We start from the raw sequence: 21,272 nt of genomic DNA, 5'->3' as shown, positions 1-21,272 counted from the left end.
GACAGAGCCTTGATCAGATCAGTCGTGCGCGGCACAGGCGCCGCGCTGCCCCGCCGCATCATGAAGAATGCCGATTTCGAAGGCATGGTCGAAACCTCCGACGAGTGGATCGCCCAGCGCACCGGCATCCGCCAGCGCCATATCGCGGCTGACGACGAGACGACGGCTTCGCTCGGCGAGGCGGCGGCGCGCGCCGCCCTCGACAATGCCGGCCTGACGCCTGATGACATCGACCTGATCGTGCTGGCGACCTCAACGCCCAACAACACGTTTCCGGCCACCGCCGTCGACATCCAGAACCGGCTCGGCATGCATCACGGCTTCGCCTTCGACCTGCAGGCGGTGTGCTCGGGCTTCGTCTACGCGGTGACGACCGCCGACCTCTATATCCGTGGCGGCCTGGCCAAACGCGTGCTGGTGATCGGCTCGGAAACCTTCTCGCGCATCCTCGACTGGAGCGACCGCTCGACCTGCGTCCTGTTTGGCGACGGCGCCGGCGCGATGGTACTCGAAGCAGGAGAGGGGACGGGCAGCATTGCAGACCGCGGCGTACTGGCGGGCAGCCTGCGCTCCGACGGGACCCACAAGGACAAGCTGTTCGTCGATGGCGGACCATCGACCACCGGAACGGTGGGCTATCTCAGAATGGAAGGCCGCGAAGTGTTCAAGCACGCGGTCGGAATGATCACCGACGTCATCGAGGCGACGTTCTCGGCTGCCGGCATCACCGCTGAGGATCTCGACTGGTTCGTGCCGCATCAGGCCAACAAACGAATTATCGACGCTTCCGCCAAAAAGCTCGGAATAGCAGAACAAAAGGTGGTGGTTACGGTCGATTTGCACGGCAACACCTCGGCCGCTTCCGTGCCGCTGGCCCTGTCGGTGGCCGTCGCCGACGGCCGCATCAAGAAGGGTGACCTGGTGCTGCTCGAGGCGATGGGCGGGGGCTTCACCTGGGGCGCGGTTTTGGTTCGCTGGTAAGTGCCGAACTGATAGGTTCGGTCCTTGACCTTGCCGGATCAATTACTTAGGCTCTGCCTTTGCTTGTATCGATTTATGTTTTTGAGCTGATGGGACGGTTCGCATGGGGGGAAAGACACTTACGCGCGCCGATCTTGCTGAAGCCGTTTACCGCAAGGTTGGCCTGTCGCGTACTGAATCGGCCGAACTCGTCGAAGCGGTTCTGGACGAGATTTGCGAAGCGATCGTTCGCGGCGAGACGGTGAAATTGTCGTCGTTCGCGACGTTCCATGTCCGCTCCAAGAACGAGCGCATCGGGCGCAATCCCAAAACCGGCGAGGAAGTGCCGATCCTGCCGCGCCGCGTGATGACCTTCAAATCGTCGAATGTGCTGAAGAATCGCATCCTGCGCGCCCACCAGAACAGCAAGGCCAAGGGCGGTAAGTAGCGCCCGCTTTCAAGGCTTCGGTTGAAAACAGCCGCCCCCTTTGACGCCGGGCTTGAATATTGTTTCATAAACCGCTGAAATAAAGCCCGATTCGGCAGGACAGGCCGGATCGGAATGACTCTTTGTTGAGCATGGTCTTGTCCGAAAACCGATTCCCATTTTCGGGATCATGCTCCAGCGTGAGGATTTCGCCCATGGACAAGAGCCCCGATGCTTTCCGCACCATCAGTGAGGTCGCGGAAGATCTCGACCTGCCGCAGCACGTGCTGCGTTTCTGGGAAACGCGTTTCAATCAGATCAAGCCGATGAAGCGCGGCGGCGGCCGCCGCTATTACCGGCCGCAGGATGTCGAACTGATCAAGGGCATTCGCCACATGCTCTACGACCAGGGCTACACGATCAAGGGCGTGCAGAAGCTGCTGCGCGAGAACGGTAACCATTTCCTGGTCGCCATCGGCAATGGCGACATGGCGGCGGTCGAGGCGATCGCGCAACGCCGGCAGGCCGATGCTGTGCCGCTGACGCCAGCGGCCCAGCCGCGCGGCGCCGATGACGAGATGCTGGTCGGCGAGCCCAAGGTGAAACCCAGCCGGCGCTTTTTCGGTCTGGGCAAGACCGACGACGAAGGCCCGGTGCAGCCGGGCACGTCGAAACTCTCGCGCGACAATCGTGCCTTGCTGCAGGAGGCGCTGTTCGACCTTCTGGAATGCAAGCGCCTGCTCGATCAGGTGCGCTAGCTCATGACCCCGAAAATCGAAATCGATTCGGAAAGGATCATGCGCAAAGTTAAAGTGCTACAAGCGCTTTAAGCGCCGATCGATCGCCGGCAGAAATCGGAACTGCTTTTGGAATCATGCGTTCTTTCCGCAAAAGGAAGGACGTACATCATGGCATTATTTTCGACCCTCTCAGACATCGATCTCGAAAAGCAGGTCGCAGCCCTCTCCAGGGAGCTGGCGGCGCTGAGGAAAGCCGTGTCCAGGCGGGGCGGTTCCTACTACGAGGATGGGCGTGAGGCCGCATCGGACTATTACTCGGATATTGCCGAGCGCTTCAGTAACGCTCTGCCAGCGATCCGGAGGCAAGGCAGGGTGGTCGAGAAGACGGCGCGGGATCATCCGGCGACAGCGGCTGCTGTCGGGCTGGTTGTGGTCGGGCTTATCGCAAGCCTGTTGCTCAGCCGACAGCAGAAAACGTCGCGACCGACATCGAGATCAGCACGTTGAGCCAAACGGAAATGGCGGTCGTGCGCAGGACGGCCGCCATTTCTTGTCAGCGACAGTCGATCAGCGCGCGAGCTTGAGGCGGCTCTTCGGGTCGACCTTCATGACCTGGCTGCACTTGCCGTAGACGGTGCCGTTGGAGTCGGTGGCGTCCGTGTATGTGCCCTTGCAGTCGAGCTGCAGCACCAGACAGTGGCCAGCGCCCTTACAAACCGCGCCGCCGTCGCCGGTGGGATGCGTGCCGTTGGCGAAGGCCGAGCTCGGAACGGAAATCGAGCCAAATGCCGAGACGGCGATGGCAGCGGCGAGCGAAAGGCGCTTGAAGTTCGAGATATTGGTCATTTGAGCATTTCCTTCTCTGGATCGAGGACCGCAGTCCTGGCGTCCTTCTGGTTGGGGATCGCCTTCTTGGCGTCCATGCCATCTGGGTGCGGCTCTCAGAGGAAAGGTTCACACGGCTTCAAAAAAATTTGCGGGGCCTGATGCGTTTGCGCCTGCATCAAGTTCCCGCCGCTGATCCGATCTCTCGAAACGGGCTGGCGGCGAGGGACAGTCGCTTGACGGGCGAGCGGCTCGGAGCCGTCGAACAGGTCGGCGATCGACCAGTCAAAAGAACCTGATCGGAATGGCATCCCGCGCCTGCGTCGCTGCGGCCTATGCCAGGGCTGCGCCGGTCGGTATCACGATGCCGTGACGGTTTTTTTGGTGCTTGGCAAATCGTTAATGACCGGGCATTCTCGCAACCGTCCCAGGCAACATCATTATTTGATCAAACTCTTTCAGCCCATGGAGTTGCCAATGCCCCACATAGCAAAAAAAGAACCCTTCTCCGAACTGGCGGCAATCGAAGCTGCGCCGGATCACAGCGCCCTCAGAGCCATCCGGGAAACCAGGGGATACAGCATGGAAGAGCTATCTCTGACGTGCGGCCTGGCGATCGATGAGATCGCGGACATCGAGAACGGCAAGAATGCCGATCCGTCGAAGCTTCGACGAATAGCCTCTGCACTTCGGCTTCCGGAAAGCGCGCTGATCGATACAGCCGTGCTTGCACAACCCGCGGAAAATCGACCCGTCTCCTAGCCGCGACACCCAAGTGTATCTGCTCAACACGGTTGGAGCGGCCGAATTCGAACCGGCGAGCTCTCGACCCGGATCTTATGGCCGTGTTTCAGCCGGTCCAACGGCGGCCGCCTTCGAGAAGGGGGGCGGTCTGCGGCACAATGGTCGGTGGGATTGCGCCGCAGGTCAATTGGTGCCGACGCAAGCAAAATGGCAAAGAACGATGCGGTATCAAATGGCTGGGTTCGAAACCGCGCGGCTTGAGCTCCGATTCGTTGACTGCAGCGCGTCCGTGTCCTCCACGCCCAGGAAGCCCTTGGGAAGCAAGAACAAAGGGTGACCGGCGCAGCAAGTGTAGGGGATGCCTGGCAGCGCCGGTCAAGCGAAAGTTAGACACTCCCGCGCCTAAAGATAGCTCAGTCCTGACATGCGTCATGCATGCTCATGGGAGTATTTGCCGGCTACATTCGATGCCGGTTTCGATGGGCCGCCCACACCTGATCCCCCATTTGGTTTCGATATCGATCGGGTATCATACCAAAAGCCGATAAGCACACCCAGACCGGCGACTGCTTTCCGCATTTTTCTAGCCGGATGGTGATGCTTCAGTTTTTTGTGATCCAGAACCGACGCGATTGCCCACCCCCGTTAATATGGGGCGTGCCGCCATAGTCACGGGCGATCGCCTTCGTGTCGTTGATATAGCTGAAGGCGTCCCACCCAGTTGCGCGGTTTAGTTCCGCCAAGGTAGCGCCCTGAGGTCGATGCAGGAGATCGTACATTATCCTGCGTTTCGTTCCGAGACGGGGCTTGTCTGACGAGGCCATTGCATCTTTCTCCCTACTCACATTTCTCATTGCGGCACTACCTTCGCGCCTTCCGCCAGCCGGCCGCGCGCGCATCGGCCTCTGAGCAAAACCAGCGCTCGCCATACTGCGGGCTGATCTTGATCTCGAAATAGTGCTCCTGGCCGGGGACGTGATAGATCCGCTCACCTGTGTTGATGGAAATGTTGCGTTTGATATCGCAACTGCCGTCGGCTGCGGTGCCAGTGAGCAAACCGGCGGGAACGAGACCAGCGATAGCTTCAAGGCTGCTCGGGCTTGCCGTGAGAAAGACAGCGAGGGGAACCATCACCAAGGGAAGGCGCCAGGACGTGCGAGGCGCAAGAGGCACGGAATTTGCCACTGCACCATCACATCGGGGAAGGGCAGTCAAATGATGCGTCAAGATGGAACAACAGCGCGAAAAGCAACAACACGGCATGTGCCAGAATGGCGCCTCAACAAGAGAACGTTTGAGGTTCCGTACCTCATGAAGCTCGGCAACATTGGCCACCAGGAAGCGCTGGCTTTGATCGCTAGGCATAGTGGGGACAGAGATGAAATCACTGCCGAGCTGTTTTCGCAGAGGGGTCGATCACAATTAGCTATCACAACAGGGTTGGACCCATGACCCACTGAGCGTTCGCCGAAAGGCCTGATCTACACGCCCGACATCAGCCCGAACGCCTACGGTAAGGCCAAGGATGGCTGAACGGTGGTATCTTGCGCGGGCTTAGAAGCCATTGCGCTGCATAAACTTTGACGTCAGAAGTGCGACCGCCAGCGGTATCATGGAGGTGTACATCAGAGTTTCACTGCGCGTGGTGACACCCCAGACTAGCATGACCAAAAACAAGACGTAGCCAGCGCCGGCAACTGTACGGCACAGGACTTTCACCCCTAGCCTTAGGCGGTTTGTGCCAACAGTCAGGTTAGGTGCCGTCAGAAGAACTGCCATGATGATCGCGATAGCTGCGGCAAGAGCCCCTATGACGTGGATGTAAGAAAACGTCATCACCCCCTTCCTGTTGCCCCCGTATCCACACGCTTTAAGCATCGCGCTGGTCAAAGGCAAACACAAGCCTCCGCCCCCGCAAGGGCGTGCTTGACGAAATCAGCAGGAGAAGGTGGCCGGCGCCGCTTGGGGGGCGCGTGGGGTAAGATCGCCTGACGGGCGCCGGCCAGCGGATTGGGGTCCGCCGCATGAAGAATCTAACAGAGGCTTGGGCGCGCGCCATAGGTACACGATCGCGGAATTACCGTGCTTCCAACTTAGCCGGCCAGCGCCATGCCGACGGCAATGCCCATGCCTATTACCAAGCCCGTGGCGAGCTTGCCGCCAAGGTCGATGGCAAGGGCAAAGGCTGTCCGGCGCCAGTCGCTCCGCGGCTGCGCAATGATTTTGGAGATGTCATCGAAGATAAGCGCGTCTCTCATGGAGTCATCTCCGCTATATGTTCTCCTAGTATAGATTCCATAAAATAACAATTGAGTCCAGCCGCAATGCGACGCGAGTATAAAATGGTCGTTTGCATTTTTGCGCAATACAAAAAGGAAAACGGGCCTATTCACATTAGGCGAAGACGCCTAGCAACTGCATACCGCAAAAATAAATATTACAAGGTGCTTGCGTCCGCCCTGATTTTCGGCCATGTTTGGTGGTAAGGGTAAGGGGTTCTCTGCAAATCGATAGACGCGCAGCGGCAGGCCAAGGGTTTTGGCCGGGGTGGCACAGCTATGTCCAAGGCTAACGCCCAAAAGCTTGCCGGCGATCTCCAGTCGCCTCTCACCCCCGGCTGCCGGGCCTATCCGGCGCGGCCTGAGAGGCCAACTGGAGAGACTAAAATGAACGCCCATGCAACCGTCACTGAACGACCGGCCGAGACTTGGAAATTCGAACTCGGCCAGATGGTCACCCACCGAGACCAGCCGATGCCGTCGCTGGTTATGATGCGGCACAAGGCCGGCAGGAGAGGTTTACGGTGTGCGGCGCGCCAGGACAAATGCGAGGTGCGCGACCTGATGATCTTGGGCGAGGTGCTTCTGCCTGCCTGACGCATTCCGCCATCGCAACGACAAGGCCCCGCTTCGGCGGGGTTTTTGTTTAGGCAGCGCGAGTCGTTGCCCTTTTCACTTCGCTGGGAAAATAGGCTCCATCCCTAGTGCGAAAAATCAGGCTTGAGATATCCTCGCCGCGCCTGCGGTGCCAGTCGATCGCCTCCATCAGGGGCAGGTTCGGCGGCGTCTGTGAGGTGAACCTACCAACCGTGGTCAGTGTCAATTGTGCCTTGCTCACTGTGTTTTTCCTTTCTCGCCTTTGAGGCAAGAGACAGTCGACCACGATGACAGGCGAAATTGCAGGTGACTTGGGCGGCGCCGGCTACAATGTGGCTATTTTTCGTATAGCCAGCTTGGGGATGCTGGCTAAGTCTTTGTTTTATTTGGTCGGAGTGGCCGGATTCGAACCGACGACCCCTTGACCCCCAGTCAAGTGCGCTACCGGGCTGCGCTACACTCCGGACCGGTCGCGATGTATCGTGATAACCCGGTTCCGGTCAACCGAATTCGGCGGCTTTTCTGCCAGATGGAATTGCAGCCGCTGGCATGGGCTGCGCCGCCGGCCGCAACTGCCGCTGATGGCGGTATTCGAGCGCGATGGCGCCCCAGATCAGTCCGAGCAGCAGATAGACATGGCGCCAGTGATCGATATCGATGAAGGTGCCCAGCCCGATATTGCCGATGAAGGCGACATAGGCGCACAGAAGGTAGGGCTGCCACGGCCTGTCGCGCAGCAGAATGCGAAAACCAGCTGATATCGTCCAGCAGGTCAGCGTCAGGAACGACACGAAGCCGAGCCAGCCATAGTCCATCAGCAACTTCAGCCAGATGTCGTGCGTGTCCTCGCCGAAGATCGTGCCGAAGACGAGCGGGCCGATGCCAAGCGGATGCTCCAGCGCCATCTGGAAACCGATCGTGTAGCGGGCGAAGCGACCGAGGCGGGCCGTGTCATAGCTCTGCTCCAACTGGGCGCGGCTGGAAAACATCTCCGAGACGCCCGGCAGCTGCAGGATGACGAGCATCGCGATGACCAGCAGCGAGATGGCGGCGATGGTCATGACGACGACGCGCAACCGGAACATGCCGCTGGCGCTCTGCAGGAACAGGGCGCCGGTGAGCAGGATCGCCGCAACGCCGAACATGCCCCAGGCGCCACGCGAGAAGGAGAAGAAAATGCCGGCCGCGATGATCAGCAGCGGCACCGCCAGCAAGGGCATGCGTGAGACAGGACCTGTCAGCAGGAGATAGAGCAGGTAGATGCCAGGCAGCACCAGGAACGGTCCGAACACGTTCGGATCCTGGAAGGCGCCGGCGGCACGGTGGTATTTGGTGAAGATCTCCGCCCCCGGGAAGGCGTGGAAATAGCCCGCTATGCCGAGCAGCGAGGTCAGCACCGCCGACATCACATAAGCCAGGAAGATCAGCCGGTAGAGACTGGGCTGGACTGATGTCACCGAGGCGAAGAACACAGCGGTGAAGGCAAGGAACAGCGACACGGAGAGATAGAGCGGGGTGCTGGCAATATCCGACATCTGGGTCATCGCGATCATGCCGCCGATATTCATGATCACCAGCAGCACCAGCAGCGGCGCTGCGGCGCGTGATATGCGCAGGCCGAACAAGGCCCACACCGCCATCAGCCCGGCCATGTAGAGATCGTACGGCGCCGGCTCGTCGATGACGAAGCCGGACAGGAAGACGCCGAGGAAAACCGCGCCCGACGCAATCAGCGCGATCAGCTTGGCGTTGACCGCGGCCGGCGGCAGCTCGCGCGTGACGGCGCTCAATAGGCATTTTCCGTGTTGAGCAGCCGGATCGGTGTCAGGAGCAGGATCCTCAGATCGAACAGCAGCGACCAGTTCTCGATATAGTAGAGGTCGTATTCCGTTCGCATGCGGATCTTCTCGTTGGTGTCCATCTCGCCGCGCCAGCCATTGATCTGCGCCCAGCCGGTGACGCCGGGCTTGACCTTGTGGCGTGCGAAATAGCCGTCGACCACCTCATTGTAGAGGAGGTTGTGCGACTGGGCGGCAATGGCGTGCGGACGCGGGCCGACCAGCGACAGCGAACCGAAAAGCGAATTGAAGAACTGCGGCAACTCGTCGATCGAGGTCTTGCGGATGAAGCGGCCGACACGGGTGACGCGCGGGTCGTTCTTGGTCACCGTCTGCTTGGCCGTCGGGTCCGCCTTGTCCGTATACATCGAGCGGAACTTGTAGACCTCGATGATCTCGTTGTTGAAGCCATGCCGCTTCTGGCGGAACAGCACCGGTCCCTTGCTGTCGAGCTTGATTGCGATCGCGGTCACCAGCATGACCGGCGAGAACACGATGATGCCGATGATCGAGAAGACGATGTCGAAGGCGCGCTTGGCGACCGAATCCCAGTCGTTGATCGGCTTGTCGAAGATATCGAGCATCGGCACGGAGCCGATGTAGGAATAGGAGCGCGGCCGGAACTGCAGCGCGTTCGAATGCGCCGAGAGCCGGATATCGACCGGCAGCACCCACAGCTTCTTCAAAAGCTGCAGGACGCGCGATTCGGCGGTCAGCGGCAGCGACACGATCAGCATATCGATGCGGGCGATGCGGGCGAACTCGATGAGCTCGGAAACGGTGCCGAGCTTCGGATAGCCGGCAACGATGGGTGGCGAGCGCTTGTCGCCGCGGTCGTCGAAGATGCCGCAGATGCGGATGTCGTTGTAGGGCTGCTTTTCGACGGAGCGGATCAGGACTTCCGCCGCCGTGCCGCCGCCGACGATGACGGCGCGACGCTCCATGCGCCCGTCGCGCGCCCAGCGCCGGATCAGCTTGGACATCACGAGCCTGAGACCGAAGATCAGCACGAAGCCGACGACGAACCAGGTGCCGAAAAGCAGGCGCGAGTAATCCTCCGACATCTTCATGACGAATGCCGTCAGCGCCATCAAGGCAAAGGTGCCGGCCCAGACCAGCAGGAGACGGCCGAAATTGGCGATCGGCCGCATCAGCGAGACGATCTGGTAGCAGTCGGTGACGTCGAACAGCACCACGGCGAGCAACGAGGCGGCGGCGATCGTCAGCGGATATTGCCAGGCGAGATGGTTGAAGAAGCCGACATAATGGAAATAGAGGCTGAGACCGGACAGGAACAGCAGTGCGAATTCGACCATGCGCAAGACGCCGCTGACCATGATCGGCGACATGGTATCGCGCCGGTACTGCGTCGCGACCTGACGGGCGACGTCATTCATGCCGCCGGACGTCGGGCTCTCGCCAGGACCGTCGAATTTGCGCACCGCGTCTCTCGAAAAGCGGCGCGCGGGGTCGATCTCGTTCATGGTGTATCCGCAAAGCTTCCCTCAGGTGAGTAGCAAAAGAGAGCTAAGAAACCCTTGAAACAACGGGTGGCTTTGGAGCGGCTTTGGGGTTAGCGCGTGAGCGCGGCGAAATAAGCCGTCTCGATCGCGCCGGCCATCACGTCGGCGCCGAATCGTGCCTTGAGGTCGATGGTATCGGGCATCAGGTTGCCGTAACCCTTGAGGTCGGCCAGCGCCGCACTCATCTTGTCGGCGAGTTCGCGCGGATCGGGCCGGATCAGCGCAGGAGAACCGGCGCCCAGGATTTCCGGTATGCCGCCGACGGCGGTGGCGATCATCGATTTGCCGGCGGCGAGCGCCTCCAGCACGATGTAGGGCATGGCTTCCGCGCGCGAGGGAACGACGACCAGCTCGGCCAGCGCGAAGGCTTCGCGCGCCGGCATCGGCGGCAGGAAGCGCATATGGCCTTCGAGCCCGAGCCGCTTCACCTGTGCATGGTAGCGCGGCAGGTCCTCGCCGTCTCCGACCATCACCGCTTTCAACGGACGGCCAAGGCGCGTTCCGGCAAGAACCAGCGCATCGATGAAGATGTCCGGTCCCTTGAGGTCGCGCATCATGCCGATATAGAGGACATCGGCCGCATTCTGCTCGACCCGCACCGGCTCGAACTCGGCGGCGCGCAGGCCGTTGTGGACAAGGTTGTTCGGGATGGGCGGTTCGCCGACCTTCCTGCGATATGTCTGCCTTTCATAATCGGAGACAAACAAAAGATAGTCGGTGAAACGCGCCATGAACCGTTCGAGCGCGAAGAACAGCTTCCCCATGGCGGTCGTCTCGTCATAATGAAGAGAGCCGCCATGAGGTGAATAAAGGCGGGCTACGCGAGACCTAGATACCCGCAACAATGAGCCGAACAGGCGAGCATAGGCGCCACCCTTGGCGCCGTGCCCGTGGAGCACGTCCGGCCGCAATTCCTTGATGATCCCAAAGGTGCGCCAGGCCGAGGCGAGGTCGCCCGGCCCGACATGTCGCTGCATCGGCGTGCGATGGATGCCGAGCGCCATTCTGCCTTTCATCTGTTCGAACAGATGCTCCTCGAAGTCGCCGCCCGTCGTCGAATCGCAGACGATGCCGACGGAATGCCCGGCGGCGACCTGCGCCTCGGTCAGGTCGCGCACGTGACGGAAAATCCCTCCGACAGGTGAGCGAAAGCAGTGGACGATCCTGAGTGTGTCCGCCACGTGGTCTAAAACAGGCGTTCGCGGACGTAGATCGTATCGCCAGGCAGAAGCGGGTCGGAGGTGGGCACACGACCGGTCATGACCTTGCCGTTGATGTCGCGGGTGATGTCGACGCTTTCCTGGTTGGCGCGCGGGCTGAAACCGCCAGCGATGGCAATCGCCTTTTGCACGGTCAGGCCGGGAACATAGGAGTACTGGCCCGCGGCACCGACCTCGCCCATGACGAAGATCGGCCGGTAGCGGTCGATCTCGACCGAAACGTCGGGATCGCGCAGGTAACCTTGGCGCAATTTGTCGGCGATCTCGCCTTCGAGTTGCTGGGCGGTGTGGCCGCGCGCCGGCACGGCGCCGACGAGCGGGATGGACAGGTAGCCGGACTGGTCGACGCTGTAGATGTTGGTCAATCCTTCCTGCTCGAACACGGTGACGCGGACCCGGTCGCCGGCGCCGAGGCGATAGGGCTGGTCGAGCGTTTTATGAAAGGCGGCCGGCGCCGGCCGGTAGCTGGAGCAGCCGGCAAGCAACGACACGGCGAGCAGCGCAAAGAAGAGGGAAGCAGTGCTTTTCATGACCGGACACGTACCTTCGACTGGCCGCCGTTACACCACGGCAAACGCTGAGGGGATCGAGGCCCGTTATCATCCCGTTAGGGTTAATGGCCGGTAAAGGCGCGCTGCCGAACTGGCGGTAACGGACAAAAGACGGCCGGTTCTCATGCTTTTGTTGCCGCTTGCGAATAAACCCTAACGGGTGCTTACCGCGATATTAACGGCTGAGTTACCATAGTTGTTTACGGTCCGTCCTGACCAATGCATGTCGCCCAAAAGTGCATAGCGGTTTTGGGACAACGACATGCAGGAAAACAAGAACTTAAAGCGCGTCGCATGAATCTGTTCAAACGCGACGCGCTTTAAGTACCGGAGCAGGATGCATGTCCGTTCAATCCGCGGCCGCAGATGTCGACGTCGATCTCAGGCAGCTCTTCGCGAGCCTTGCGAGGAACTGGCTTCGCATTCTTGTCGTCGCGCTGGTTGTAACCGGCCTGGCGTTGGCGCTCGCCTGGCTCGCCACGCCGCATTACAAGGCCGAAACACGGCTTTTGATCGAAACGCGTGAATCGGTTTACACGCGCCCCGACGGCACCAACGACAACGACAAGCCGATTCTGGACGAGGAAGGCGTGACCAGTCAGGTCGAGGTCATTTCCTCGACCGACATCCTCAAGCAAGTGGCGCAGAAGCTCAATTTGTCACGGCTTCCCGAGTTCGACGAGACGGCTGACATGCCGGTGCTGAGCCGTCTGCTGGTCGTCGCCGGTCTGAAAAGCGACCCCAACGAGATTCCGCCGGAAGAACGCGTGCTGAAGACGATGCGCGAGAAGCTCAACGTCTACCGCGTTGAAAAGTCCCGCGTTATCGTCATCGAATTCTCCTCGGAAAACCCCAGGCTCGCAGCCGAAATTCCGAACGCCATCGCCGACGCCTACATCTCCGTCCAGGGCAATGCCAACATCGAATCGAATTCCGCCGCAACCGACTGGCTGGCGCCTGAGATCGCCGACCTTTCGAAGCGGGTGAAGGATGCCGAGGCCAAGGTGGCAAGTTACCGCGCCCAGTCCGATCTCTTGATGGGCGGCAACAATTCGGTGCTCGCCACGCAACAGCTTTCCGAACTGTCGAGCGAACTGTCGCGGGTGCGCGCCAATCGCGCCTCGGCGGAAGCGACTTCCGACAGCGTGCGTAGAGCGCTGCAGAATGGCGGCTCGCTGGATGCGGTCCCGGAAGTGCTGTCTTCCGAACTCATCCAGCGCCTGCGCGAGCGGCAGGTCGAGCTCAATACCAGCATCGCCGATCTTTCGACCTCCTTGCTCGACAACCATCCGCGCATCCGGGCGCTGAAGTCGCAGCTTGCCGATCTCGACCGCCAGATCCGCAACGAGGCGGAGAAGATCATGAAAGGGCTGATGACGCAGGCGCAGACCGCCCAGGCCCGCGAAAACCAGCTCGTCGCCGACGTCAACACGCTGAAGGCCGCATCGGCGCGCGCCGGCGACCAGCAGGTCGAACTGGACGCGCTGCAGCGCGAAGCGACCGCCCAGCGCCAGCTGCTCGAATCCTACCTGACCCGCTACCGTGAAGCGTCCTCGCGCAAGGACAGCAACTATCTGCCGGTCGACGCCCGTGTCTTTTCCCGCGCGGTGGCGCCGTCGGAGCCCTACTTTCCGAAGATCCTGCCGATCACCGGTGCGGCCTTCGTCGGCTCGTTGCTGCTCATGGCGATCGTGACGCTTCTGCAAGAGCTGTTTTCGGGTCGCGCTATGCGGCCGGCCGCCGGCGCGAGCTTCGAGCGGATCGAACAGGTCGCGATGCCGGTCGTCCGACAGGAGCCCGCCGTCCTCCAGGAGACGGAGGAGCGTCAGGCGGAAGCAGACGCGAAGCCCTATACCGCCGCGATGCGCTATACTGCAGCGGCGCCCGATATGGTCGCGACACCCGAAGAGGCGGCCCCCGAAGAGCCGACCGAAGAGCAGGAGGTCGCCGAGCCCGAACCAACGCGAGCCACCTTGGGCGAGATCGACATCGAGAACGCCGCTGAAAAACTGATCGCCAATGGCGCCGCACGCGCCATATTCGTCTCGCCGGAAGGCGACGAGGCGGCCGCCTCGGCGGTTCTGGTGGCCCGCGAAGTCTCCGACGCCGGCCTGCGCGTGCTGTTGCTCGATCTTACCGCCTCCGGAGCTGCCTCACGGCCGATGCTGGACAGCCGGCTCTTCCCGGGCATCACCAATCTGCTCGCCTCCGAAGCGGTGTTCAGCGACGTGATCCATCCCGATCTCTATTCGGATTGCCACGTCATTCCCGTCGGCACCGCCGATCCGGTCCGCGCCATGCGCGCCGCCGACCGGCTGCCGATCATCATGCAGTCGTTGACCACCGCCTATGATCTGGTCGTGGTCGAGTGCGGACCCACCGACGCGCAAGGCATCAGCCGCCTGGTGGGCGAGGGCACCGAGGTCTTCCTGTCGATGCTGGAGCCGGACGACGAGGTGACGCAAGCCGCGATCGAGCTGATCGAGAGCGGCTATCCCGACCTGACGCTGGTGACGCCGGCCAGCCATGAGACGCCAGGAACGCCGGTACCTGGGCGGCGCTCCGCCGCCTGAGGTGGCTCGATAGCCCTGAGGCCCCGGAATCGCGGCTACTGTCAGCTGTCGTCTTGGCCCGCGGCAGGTGCTGCCTGTCCGGCCGTCTTGCGGCGCAGCATCTTGGTCAGCTTCCAGATCGTCGGGCTGTTCTTGATGAAGGTTTTCAGGCGCGCGCCTTGGCGCAGGACAAGCGCCAGCGCGCGGCCCTTCATCGTCAGCGAAACCAGGACCTCCAAATGCCGGGTCTCGATATCGCACCACAGCCGTTTGTAGGGTTCGTCGCCGACCGAGAAATCGTAGACATCGAACCCCTTGTCGCAGGCCTCCTGGATGTTGTCGAAGAACAGGAAGTCGCCGGGGCTGGTATGGGTGAGGTCATCCTCGGCGATCGCCCCGAACTCGCAGATCAGACGCTTGCCGGAGCGGCTCGATCCGGTGACGGCGCGAAGCTTGCCGGCGACCTCAAGCCCATGCAGCACGAAGGGCGGCCTGTCGTCGGAAAGCGCTTCGACGAACAACGCGCGGAAGAAAGCACGAACCTCCGGCTCGCCGAAGACATTGGCGATGCCCATCTTGCGGAAGCGGGATTCCTTCATCTCGAAAAACGCATCGAGCAGTCGGTTCACCTCGTCCGCCGTCCGGGCCTCGATGCGGCGATGGCTGCCGACGGCCTCGAACTTGCGCATCTGCGAGCGGTGCTTCTTGCGCTTGCGCTTGCCGCTCGCGCGCGACAGCAGCGCATCGAAACCTCCCGCCAAGTCGACGGCCAGCGACAGATTGGGGCTCGGAAAATGCGGAAGCGAGGCAAGCGGATTGGCGATCCCGTCGAGCTCGGGCAGCAGCCGTTCCAGTGCGACGAGGTCGATGTCCGGCCGCGCCTTCGCGATCGCCGCCAGGGTCGAGCAGATTGCCGCACCATCCGCTTTGGTCAGCCAATACGGATCGGCGGCGGCGAAATTGCCGTTGGCATGGCGGCCGCCCATGAAACGGGCGACGCGGAACGGGCCGCTGCGGGTGACTTCCAGCGCCAGCGAAAAAACCGGTCGGCCTTCGGCGTTCAGTGTCGCCAAAACAGTGTCCGCTTCGGCATATTTGCCCCAGTTCAGGATCCAGGCCGGGCTCTGCGCGGGCGCGAACAGCGCCGAACGGCAGAACTCGGCATAGGCGGCAACTGCCGTGCCGTCGGCGACCGAGACCGACAGGCCCGCATGACCCGCAGGCAACGCGCGAGGCTCCTCCATGGCTTCCAGCTGATTGCCGTCAAATGACGCGATGGCGTCAACCATACCTCAATCCTTTAGGGCGTATTCACCGCGATTGGGGGCTCGCGTAGGCGCATTCCGTGCTCGAATGAGCCTAGGCGCAAAAGGTGAATGAATGATCGACGGGGGCGAGGCAATCCGGAAACTGGCGCTCAACGTCGTCCGCTATACCGGCCTTGCCCCGCTGGCAAAGCCGTTTGTCGGCGGCATCGGCGCCATCCTGATGCTGCACCGGGTCACCGCCACGCCGGAAAAGCCTGATAGCGTCAACCGGCATCTCAACATCGCGCCTGAGTTCCTAGACGCTGTGATCGCCGACATGAAGGCGAACGGCTATGCATTCGTCACGCTGGACGAGGCGATCGAACGCATCAAGGTTGGCGGGAAGGGCGGCCAGTTCGCAGCGATCACCGCAGACGACGCATATCGCGACAACATGACCGAAGCGCTGCCGGTGCTGGAAAAGCACGGCGCGCCGGTCACCATCTATGTCGCGCCGGGGCTGATAAACGGCGCCGCCGATCTCTGGTGGGAGGCGGTCGAGGACATCGTCAACGCACGCGATCAATTGACCCTGCCGACACCGCAAGGCCGCAGGAAGATCGACTGCTCGACCCCGGGCAAGAAACTCCAGGCCATTGCGCGCCTGCAGGCCTATCTGACGCTGGAGGTCCGCGAGGAAGACCAGCGCGCGGCGCTGCGTGAGTTGGCGCGGTCGAACGGCATCGAGCTGGACGGGCCGCGCCGGAGTACGCTGATGAACTGGGACGAGATCCGCACTATCGCCGGGCATCCGCTGGTGACGATCGGCGCGCATACGGTAAACCATCGCAATCTGAAGCGGCTTCCCGAAGCCGATGCACGTCATGAGGTCGACGACGTCAGGCGCATATTGCAGGTGGAACTCGGCCAGGAGCCGCGCCATTTCGCCTATCCCTATGGCTATGCCAGCGCCGTCGGCGGCCGCGAAGTCGGCTTTGCCCGCGACGCCGGCTATGCCTCGGCGGTGACGACACGCCACGGCGTGCTGCGCGCCGAACACGCCGGCTTCCTGCATGCGCTGCCGCGCATTTCGGTCAACGGCCGCTATCAGAGCGTTGCCTATATTCGCACGATGCTGTCGGGTGTGACGACGCCACTGGTCAACGCCGGTAAGATGGTCGTCACCATTTGAAGGCGGACTTCAGTCCTCCGACCGCGGGGGCTCCAGGATCAGCCATTTGATGATGCCCATAGCCGGCAGCACCCAGAGCATGCCGCTGAGCAGGAAGAATAGGAAATGCGTCCACGGTCCTGACTCCGCCAGTTGCGCAACCGCCACGATCGATGCGACCAGCGCATAGACAATGACCAGCGCCACCAGCAGGAATGTTCCGATCAGCTTCTTCAGGCGAATGGGCATTTCGCTATCTCGTTGATCCCTACCGCTTAGGCCCAACGGAAGAGGCACGCAACCCGCCAGACGCGGCGCGACGGCGTGCCGCGCTGTCTGGTCTTGCCAGTTGGGTTGCGATGGTTCACCAATCCGCGACACCAACCTGCCGGGACGAACCCATGGCTGTCATATCAGCTGCGCCTTATATGGCCCGCGACCGCGACCTGCACAACCGGGCGCTGGTGCGCGGCTGGCTCTACGTCGTGCTTCTGGTGCTGGTTGCGCTGGTGCTGGTCGGCGGCGCCACCAGGCTCACCGAGTCCGGCCTGTCGATCACCGAATGGAAGCCGATCCACGGCATCGTCCCGCCGCTCAACGACGCCGAATGGCAGGAGGAGTTCCAGCGCTACCAGCAGATCCCGCAATATGCCGAGCTCAACAAGGGCATGAGCATCGAAGCGTTCAAGTCGATCTTCTGGTGGGAATGGGTACACCGGATCCTGGCGCGTGGTATCGGCGTGGTTTTTGCCGTGCCGCTGGCGTTTTTCTGGGCGACGCGCCGCATCGAACGCGGGCTTGGCCCAAAGCTGGCCGGTATCCTCGTTCTCGGCGGCCTGCAGGGCGCAATCGGCTGGTGGATGGTGGCGTCTGGGCTGGTCGACCGGGTCTCCGTCAGCCAGTACCGGCTGGCGACGCATCTGACGCTGGCCGCGCTGATCTTCACCGCGATCATGGTGGTCGCGCGAGGGCTCGCGCCTCATTCCGAGCCCGCCGCCGATCGTTCGACGCAGCGTCTGGCCGGCTTTCTAGTGTTGCTGGCGCTGATCCAGATCTATCTCGGCGGGCTGGTCGCCGGGCTCGATGCCGGCCTGAGCTACAACACCTGGCCGCTGATGGACGACAAGCTCATCCCTGGCGATTTGTTGATCCTAGAGCCGGCATGGCGCAACTTCTTCGAGAGCCCGAAGACGGTTCAGTTCATCCACCGGCTCGGCGCCTACATCATCTTCGTCGCTGCACTTTGGCACATGATCGCGACACGCCGCCGCCTGCCCCAAACAACGCATGCGCGCCGCGCGACGTTGCTGTTTCTGCTGGTGCTGGTGCAGGCCGTGATCGGCATCGGCACGCTGCTGATGCACGTGCCGCTGCACATGGCGCTGACGCATCAGGCATTCGCGCTTGTCCTGCTGGGTTTTGCCGCGGCGCATTGGCGAGCCACACGAGGCCCCTATCCGCTGCCCAACGAGATCGCCGTCAGAGACTGAACCGCACCGTCCGGATCGCCATGGCGATGGACAATTCGCGGCTTTCCTCAACCGCGTTGGCATCTTCATGATGCCATGAGGCTGACAGGCAGCCATAGGCGATGGCGTGGTCGAGAATGGCGGACGGCGTCTGGCCGAGCGTCTTGGAGAACATCTCGGCCATGTTGGCAATCCGCAGCGGATCACGGCAAAGGTCGTCGCGGTCGAGCGGATTGTAGAACATGTTCGCCGCATCGAAGCCGGGATCGCCGAGAACGCCCTTCGGGTCGATCGCCAACCAGCCGCGCGGTCCCTGCATGATGTTGTCGTGATGCAGGTCGCCGTGGAGCGGCCGCACGTCGACAGGTTCGGCCAACAGCCGTTCCGCCGTCGCAGCCGCTTCGACATAGAGGCTCTTTTCGCTGGCGTCGCGATCGGCCTTCGCTTTCTTGAACAGGCTGGAAAACCGTGTCCGCAGCGGCTGAAGATCCGATGGGGCAGGGTGCTTCGACGGCGAAAACAGCTTTGCCATCACCTCGGCCGCGATCTCGGTCGCGGCGGCGTCGCCATGCTCGGCAAGGTCGTGCGACAGCATCCTGTCGCCGGCATATTCGAGCAGCATGCGGTGGCCATCGCGGCCGAGCAGCCGCACCGCGGCCTTCGCCGCGCCGCCAGGCGAGAAAATGCTCGCCGCGCGATTCGTCTTCGACGTCGTCGAAAGGTTTGAGCGCCTTGACGATCGCCGGCGAGCCGTCGTCTTGAAAAACCTTCCAGATGCGGCTGCTGAATGTCTCTGCAATCAGTTCTGGCGCGCTGACTTTCCAGCGTTTTGGAAATGCCGGAGCGTCCAGTCAGGGCTTGAGGCCGAGCATCAAATCCATGTTCTGTACGGCTGCACCCGAGGCGCCCTTGCCGAGATTGTCGTAGACGGCGAGGAGCAGCGCCTGGGCCCTGTCGTCATTGGCGAAAACATAGACCTTCATCCGGTTGGTGCCGTTGTAGATTTCGGGATCGATCTCCGGCACGCGCTCCAGATGCGCATAGGGCGCTACCTCGACCACGCCGCCTTCGATCGCAGCGAAATGGTCGGCGATCGCCGCATGAAGTTCGGCGCCGGTCGGCACATAGTCGAGGCCGCCGAGCTGCAGCGGCACCACCGTGATCATGCCTTGCGCGAAATTGCCGACCGCCGGCTGCATGATCGGATCATGCGACAGCTTCGCATAGGTCCTGAGCTCCGGCACATGCTTGTGCTGCAGGGTCAGCCCGTAGGGCAGGAATTCCGACGCATCCTCGCCCTTGGCGACATAGTCCTCGATCATCGGCCGGCCGCCGCCCGAATAGCCCGAAATGCCGTTGACGGTGACCGGAAAATCCGGCGGCAACAGACCCGCCGTCACCAGCGGCCTGAGCGTCGCGATCGGACCTTGCGGCCAGCAGCCCGGATTGGCGACGCGCTTCGCCTTGGCGATTGCCTTCGCCTGGTCCTTGTCCATTTCGGCGAAACCATATTCCCAGCCTTCGGCCACGCGATGCGCAGTCGAGGCGTCGATGACCTTGGTGGTGTCGTTGGTGATCAGCGAAACGCTTTCTTTCGCGGCTGCGTCCGGCAGGCACAGGATCGCGATATCGGCGGCGTTGAGGAATTCGGCTCTGGCTGCCGTTTCCTTGCGGCGCTCGGTCGGAATGGAGATGATCTCCACGTCGCCACGCTCGGCAAGCAGCGTCCTGATCTGGAGGCCGGTGGTGCCGTGTTCGCCGTCGATGAAGATTTTCGGTTTCATTGCCTGCCTGAATTCCCTGGTATTTCAAATCTATATGCCGCTTGCCTGATTCAATCCAGCAGCACTGTGATTGCTGTTGTTCAGCTCTTCGAGCCGGGCCTTTCGTTCCGCCAGAAGCCCGAGATAGTGCATGGCGACCATCGAGCCGGCAATTGCCGTTATATCGGCGTGATCATAGGCGGGTGCAACCTCGACGATGTCGGCGCCGACGATGTCGATTTGGGTAAGCTGGCGCAGCACCGACAGGATCTTTGCCGAGGACGGCCCACCGGCGACCGGCGTGCCGGTGCCGGGCGCGAAGGCCGGGTCCAGGCAATCGATGTCGAAGGTGACATAAGTCTTCCTGCCGCCGGTGCGGTCGACGATGGCATAGGCGATATCCGACGTGCGCATTTCCTCCACTTCGTGGCCATAGATGATCTTGATGCCGAACGTGTCAGGCGCATGGGTGCGGATGCCGATCTGGATCGAACGGTCGGGGTCGATTAAGCCCTCCTTGACCGCGCGGCCGACGAAGGAGCCGTGATCGATGCGCTTGCCGTCGTCCGGCCAAGTGTCCTGGTGGGCGTCGAACTGCACCAGGGCCAGCGGCCCATGGATGGCGGCATGCGCCTTGAGCAGTGGCCAGGTGACGAAATGGTCGCCGCCGAGCGACAGCAGGAAGGCGCCTGACTTCAGGATCCTTGCCGCCTCGCGCTGGATTGTCCCGGGCGTCTTCTGGTGATTGCCGCTGTCGAGCAGACAATCGCCATAGTCGACCACGGCGAGATGTTCGAACAGATCGCGCGAAAACGGATATTGCGGATCGTTGTCGAGGATGGTCGAGGCGCGGCGAATCGCCTGCGGCCCGAAGCGCGCACCCGGCCGATTGGTGACCGCGGCGTCGAACGGGATGCCCCAGACCACCGCATCCGCGCCCTTCACGTCCTTCGTGTATTTGCGCCGCATGAACGACAGCGCGCCGGCATAGGTCGGCTCGAAGGAAGCGCCCGTCCTGGAGCGGGCGGTGAAGGCGTGGTCGATGTTCCTGTTCGGCATGAAGCGATCTCCTGTGCGTCGACGCGCAACCTTATTGGACATAATTCTCAGAAATGCGACCCCCTTCCGGGGAGCATGGCCATTCGAGCCCGGTCACAAATTCTTGCTCGCCGGGTGAGCCCACGCGGCTGGCCCAGCAATTGCGCAGATATGCACGAATACAACCGAAAGTAGCCGGCGGTCCCATCATCGGGACCGGGCGTCGGCCGTGGAGCGGAACAGATATGGGCGCCAGGTCGGCCACGTCGATCGCTACAGCGGCATCGATTGCCGGCAACCTGCCGATTGCCATTATCGTATGAGGTTC

22 protein-coding genes, 1 tRNA gene and 1 pseudogene are annotated in these 21,272 nt (G+C 61.9%); 9 read left to right on the top strand and 15 right to left on the bottom strand.

All coding sequences use genetic code 11. The features are described from left to right. The first annotated feature begins 9 nt into the window (after window positions 1-9). The 4 genes from IQ26_RS24210 to IQ26_RS24195 all read left to right on the top strand — a co-directional run bounded on the left by IQ26_RS24210 (window position 10) and on the right by IQ26_RS24195 (window position 2,634). The gene (locus tag IQ26_RS24210) at window positions 10-981 is read left to right on the top strand and encodes a beta-ketoacyl-ACP synthase III (RefSeq protein ID WP_145720831.1); all 972 of its coding nucleotides are present in this window, start codon (window positions 10-12) and stop codon (window positions 979-981) included. A 103-nt stretch (window positions 982-1,084) separates the two neighbouring features. Further along, window positions 1,085-1,408 (top strand): integration host factor subunit alpha, encoded by a 324-nt coding sequence (locus tag IQ26_RS24205; protein ID WP_126041188.1) that lies wholly within the window; start codon window positions 1,085-1,087, stop codon window positions 1,406-1,408. Window positions 1,409-1,602: 194 nt separating this feature from the next. After that, window positions 1,603-2,145 (top strand): MerR family transcriptional regulator, encoded by a 543-nt coding sequence (locus IQ26_RS24200; RefSeq protein WP_145720830.1) that lies wholly within the window; start codon window positions 1,603-1,605, stop codon window positions 2,143-2,145. Window positions 2,146-2,295: 150 nt separating this feature from the next. Then, a complete protein-coding gene (locus tag IQ26_RS24195; RefSeq protein WP_145720829.1) occupies window positions 2,296-2,634 on the top strand; it encodes a hypothetical protein in 339 nt (112 codons plus the stop codon). A 60-nt stretch (window positions 2,635-2,694) separates the two neighbouring features. Here the strand turns inward: IQ26_RS24195 and IQ26_RS24190 are convergent, their stop codons facing one another. Then, window positions 2,695-2,973 (bottom strand): hypothetical protein, encoded by a 279-nt coding sequence (locus IQ26_RS24190; protein ID WP_145720828.1) that lies wholly within the window; start codon window positions 2,971-2,973, stop codon window positions 2,695-2,697. A 348-nt stretch (window positions 2,974-3,321) separates the two neighbouring features. On the opposite strand from IQ26_RS24190, the gene IQ26_RS24185 reads away from it, so the two are divergent. Next, on the top strand, window positions 3,322-3,714 hold the full coding sequence (locus tag IQ26_RS24185) for a helix-turn-helix domain-containing protein (RefSeq protein WP_240547205.1): 393 nt from the start codon (window positions 3,322-3,324) through the stop codon (window positions 3,712-3,714). Between the two features lie 584 nt (window positions 3,715-4,298). On the opposite strand, the gene IQ26_RS41555 is transcribed toward IQ26_RS24185, so the two are convergent. From IQ26_RS41555 to IQ26_RS39210, 4 genes are all read right to left on the bottom strand, one after another. Beyond that, window positions 4,299-4,520: a DUF3489 domain-containing protein gene (locus tag IQ26_RS41555; protein WP_353843669.1), complete on the bottom strand. Its 222-nt coding sequence runs from the start codon at window positions 4,518-4,520 to the stop codon at window positions 4,299-4,301. A gap of 37 nt (window positions 4,521-4,557) precedes the next feature. Next, window positions 4,558-4,827 (bottom strand): sunset domain-containing protein, encoded by a 270-nt coding sequence (locus IQ26_RS24175; RefSeq protein WP_240547206.1) that lies wholly within the window; start codon window positions 4,825-4,827, stop codon window positions 4,558-4,560. Between the two features lie 423 nt (window positions 4,828-5,250). After that, a complete protein-coding gene (locus tag IQ26_RS24170) occupies window positions 5,251-5,532 on the bottom strand; it encodes a hypothetical protein (protein ID WP_145720825.1) in 282 nt (93 codons plus the stop codon). Window positions 5,533-5,789: 257 nt separating this feature from the next. Continuing rightward, window positions 5,790-5,954 (bottom strand): hypothetical protein, encoded by a 165-nt coding sequence (locus IQ26_RS39210; RefSeq protein ID WP_156090950.1) that lies wholly within the window; start codon window positions 5,952-5,954, stop codon window positions 5,790-5,792. Window positions 5,955-6,362: 408 nt separating this feature from the next. Between IQ26_RS39210 and IQ26_RS24165 the strand changes: the two genes are divergently transcribed. After that, window positions 6,363-6,572, top strand: coding sequence for a hypothetical protein (locus IQ26_RS24165; RefSeq protein ID WP_145720824.1), 210 nt, complete (start codon window positions 6,363-6,365; stop codon window positions 6,570-6,572). Between the two features lie 387 nt (window positions 6,573-6,959). Here the strand turns inward: IQ26_RS24165 and IQ26_RS24160 are convergent. The 5 genes from IQ26_RS24160 to IQ26_RS24140 form a co-directional block, all read right to left on the bottom strand. Then, window positions 6,960-7,036: transfer RNA gene (locus IQ26_RS24160), tRNA-Pro, on the bottom strand. 36 nt (window positions 7,037-7,072) lie between these two features. Continuing rightward, a complete protein-coding gene (locus IQ26_RS24155; protein WP_145720823.1) occupies window positions 7,073-8,362 on the bottom strand; it encodes an O-antigen ligase family protein in 1,290 nt (429 codons plus the stop codon). Further along, window positions 8,359-9,894, bottom strand: coding sequence for an undecaprenyl-phosphate glucose phosphotransferase (locus tag IQ26_RS24150; RefSeq protein ID WP_145720822.1), 1,536 nt, complete (start codon window positions 9,892-9,894; stop codon window positions 8,359-8,361). Before IQ26_RS24150 ends, IQ26_RS24155 begins: the two co-directional genes overlap by 4 nt. Window positions 9,895-9,983: 89 nt before the next feature. Then, entirely contained in the window at window positions 9,984-11,114 is a 1,131-nt protein-coding gene (locus IQ26_RS24145) for a glycosyltransferase (protein WP_145720821.1), read from the bottom strand. A 5-nt stretch (window positions 11,115-11,119) separates the two neighbouring features. Beyond that, entirely contained in the window at window positions 11,120-11,683 is a 564-nt protein-coding gene (locus IQ26_RS24140) for a polysaccharide biosynthesis/export family protein (RefSeq protein WP_145720820.1), read from the bottom strand. A gap of 362 nt (window positions 11,684-12,045) precedes the next feature. Here IQ26_RS24140 and IQ26_RS24135 point away from each other — a divergent pair, with 362 nt between their 5' ends. Next, window positions 12,046-14,277 carry a GumC family protein gene (locus IQ26_RS24135; protein WP_145720819.1) on the top strand — a complete coding sequence of 744 codons (2,232 nt, stop codon included), beginning with the start codon at window positions 12,046-12,048 and terminating at the stop codon, window positions 14,275-14,277. A 41-nt stretch (window positions 14,278-14,318) separates the two neighbouring features. On the opposite strand, the gene IQ26_RS24130 is transcribed toward IQ26_RS24135, so the two are convergent. Next, window positions 14,319-15,545, bottom strand: a complete 1,227-nt coding sequence (locus IQ26_RS24130; protein WP_145720818.1) for a GNAT family N-acetyltransferase — start codon at window positions 15,543-15,545, stop codon at window positions 14,319-14,321. Window positions 15,546-15,636: 91 nt separating this feature from the next. Between IQ26_RS24130 and IQ26_RS24125 the strand changes: the two genes are divergently transcribed. Further along, on the top strand, window positions 15,637-16,695 hold the full coding sequence (locus IQ26_RS24125; protein WP_145720817.1) for a polysaccharide deacetylase family protein: 1,059 nt from the start codon (window positions 15,637-15,639) through the stop codon (window positions 16,693-16,695). A gap of 9 nt (window positions 16,696-16,704) precedes the next feature. On the opposite strand, the gene IQ26_RS24120 is transcribed toward IQ26_RS24125, so the two are convergent. Next, entirely contained in the window at window positions 16,705-16,923 is a 219-nt protein-coding gene (locus IQ26_RS24120; RefSeq protein ID WP_145720816.1) for a DUF2842 domain-containing protein, read from the bottom strand. A gap of 152 nt (window positions 16,924-17,075) precedes the next feature. On the opposite strand from IQ26_RS24120, the gene IQ26_RS24115 reads away from it, so the two are divergent. Beyond that, window positions 17,076-18,164, top strand: coding sequence for a COX15/CtaA family protein (locus tag IQ26_RS24115; RefSeq protein WP_145720815.1), 1,089 nt, complete (start codon window positions 17,076-17,078; stop codon window positions 18,162-18,164). On the opposite strand, the pseudogene IQ26_RS24110 reads toward IQ26_RS24115, so the two are convergent. The 3 genes and pseudogenes from IQ26_RS24110 to speB all read right to left on the bottom strand — a co-directional run bounded on the left by IQ26_RS24110 (window position 18,154) and on the right by speB (window position 20,965). Further along, window positions 18,154-18,994, bottom strand: a pseudogene (locus IQ26_RS24110) (aminoglycoside phosphotransferase family protein). The gene IQ26_RS24115 and the pseudogene IQ26_RS24110 sit on opposite strands and share 11 nt — an antisense overlap. After that, window positions 18,995-19,927 (bottom strand): N-acetyl-gamma-glutamyl-phosphate reductase, encoded by a 933-nt coding sequence (gene argC, locus IQ26_RS24105; protein WP_145720814.1) that lies wholly within the window; start codon window positions 19,925-19,927, stop codon window positions 18,995-18,997. A 30-nt stretch (window positions 19,928-19,957) separates the two neighbouring features. Further along, complete coding sequence (gene speB, locus IQ26_RS24100; protein WP_145720813.1) at window positions 19,958-20,965, bottom strand: agmatinase; 1,008 nt, start codon at window positions 20,963-20,965, stop codon at window positions 19,958-19,960. Between the last annotated feature and the right edge of the window lie 307 nt (window positions 20,966-21,272).

The sequence above is a fragment of the Mesorhizobium tianshanense genome, from assembly GCF_007830515.1.
Lineage (GTDB): Bacteria > Pseudomonadota > Alphaproteobacteria > Rhizobiales > Rhizobiaceae > Mesorhizobium > Mesorhizobium tianshanense.
The sequence above is the reverse complement of the archived record's forward strand: the minus strand, read 5'-3'. Positions and strand labels throughout refer to the sequence as shown.

Coding starts and splice junctions, on each gene's coding strand:
- IQ26_RS24120 (WP_145720816.1), bottom strand. CDS start 16,923: ATGCCCATTCGCCTGAAGAAGCTGATCGGAACATTCCTGCTGGTGGCG.
- IQ26_RS24130 (WP_145720818.1), bottom strand. CDS start 15,545: ATGGTTGACGCCATCGCGTCATTTGACGGCAATCAGCTGGAAGCCATG.
- IQ26_RS39210 (WP_156090950.1), bottom strand. CDS start 5,954: ATGAGAGACGCGCTTATCTTCGATGACATCTCCAAAATCATTGCGCAG.
- IQ26_RS24205 (WP_126041188.1), top strand. CDS start 1,085: ATGGGGGGAAAGACACTTACGCGCGCCGATCTTGCTGAAGCCGTTTAC.
- IQ26_RS24200 (WP_145720830.1), top strand. CDS start 1,603: ATGGACAAGAGCCCCGATGCTTTCCGCACCATCAGTGAGGTCGCGGAA.
- IQ26_RS24135 (WP_145720819.1), top strand. CDS start 12,046: ATGTCCGTTCAATCCGCGGCCGCAGATGTCGACGTCGATCTCAGGCAG.
- IQ26_RS24170 (WP_145720825.1), bottom strand. CDS start 5,532: ATGACGTTTTCTTACATCCACGTCATAGGGGCTCTTGCCGCAGCTATC.
- speB (WP_145720813.1), bottom strand. CDS start 20,965: ATGCCGAACAGGAACATCGACCACGCCTTCACCGCCCGCTCCAGGACG.
- IQ26_RS24115 (WP_145720815.1), top strand. CDS start 17,076: ATGGCTGTCATATCAGCTGCGCCTTATATGGCCCGCGACCGCGACCTG.
- IQ26_RS24140 (WP_145720820.1), bottom strand. CDS start 11,683: ATGAAAAGCACTGCTTCCCTCTTCTTTGCGCTGCTCGCCGTGTCGTTG.
- argC (WP_145720814.1), bottom strand. CDS start 19,927: ATGAAACCGAAAATCTTCATCGACGGCGAACACGGCACCACCGGCCTC.
- IQ26_RS24190 (WP_145720828.1), bottom strand. CDS start 2,973: ATGACCAATATCTCGAACTTCAAGCGCCTTTCGCTCGCCGCTGCCATC.
- IQ26_RS24150 (WP_145720822.1), bottom strand. CDS start 9,894: ATGAACGAGATCGACCCCGCGCGCCGCTTTTCGAGAGACGCGGTGCGC.
- IQ26_RS24125 (WP_145720817.1), top strand. CDS start 15,637: ATGATCGACGGGGGCGAGGCAATCCGGAAACTGGCGCTCAACGTCGTC.
- IQ26_RS24195 (WP_145720829.1), top strand. CDS start 2,296: ATGGCATTATTTTCGACCCTCTCAGACATCGATCTCGAAAAGCAGGTC.
- IQ26_RS24165 (WP_145720824.1), top strand. CDS start 6,363: ATGAACGCCCATGCAACCGTCACTGAACGACCGGCCGAGACTTGGAAA.
- IQ26_RS24175 (WP_240547206.1), bottom strand. CDS start 4,827: ATGGTTCCCCTCGCTGTCTTTCTCACGGCAAGCCCGAGCAGCCTTGAA.
- IQ26_RS41555 (WP_353843669.1), bottom strand. CDS start 4,520: ATGGCCTCGTCAGACAAGCCCCGTCTCGGAACGAAACGCAGGATAATG.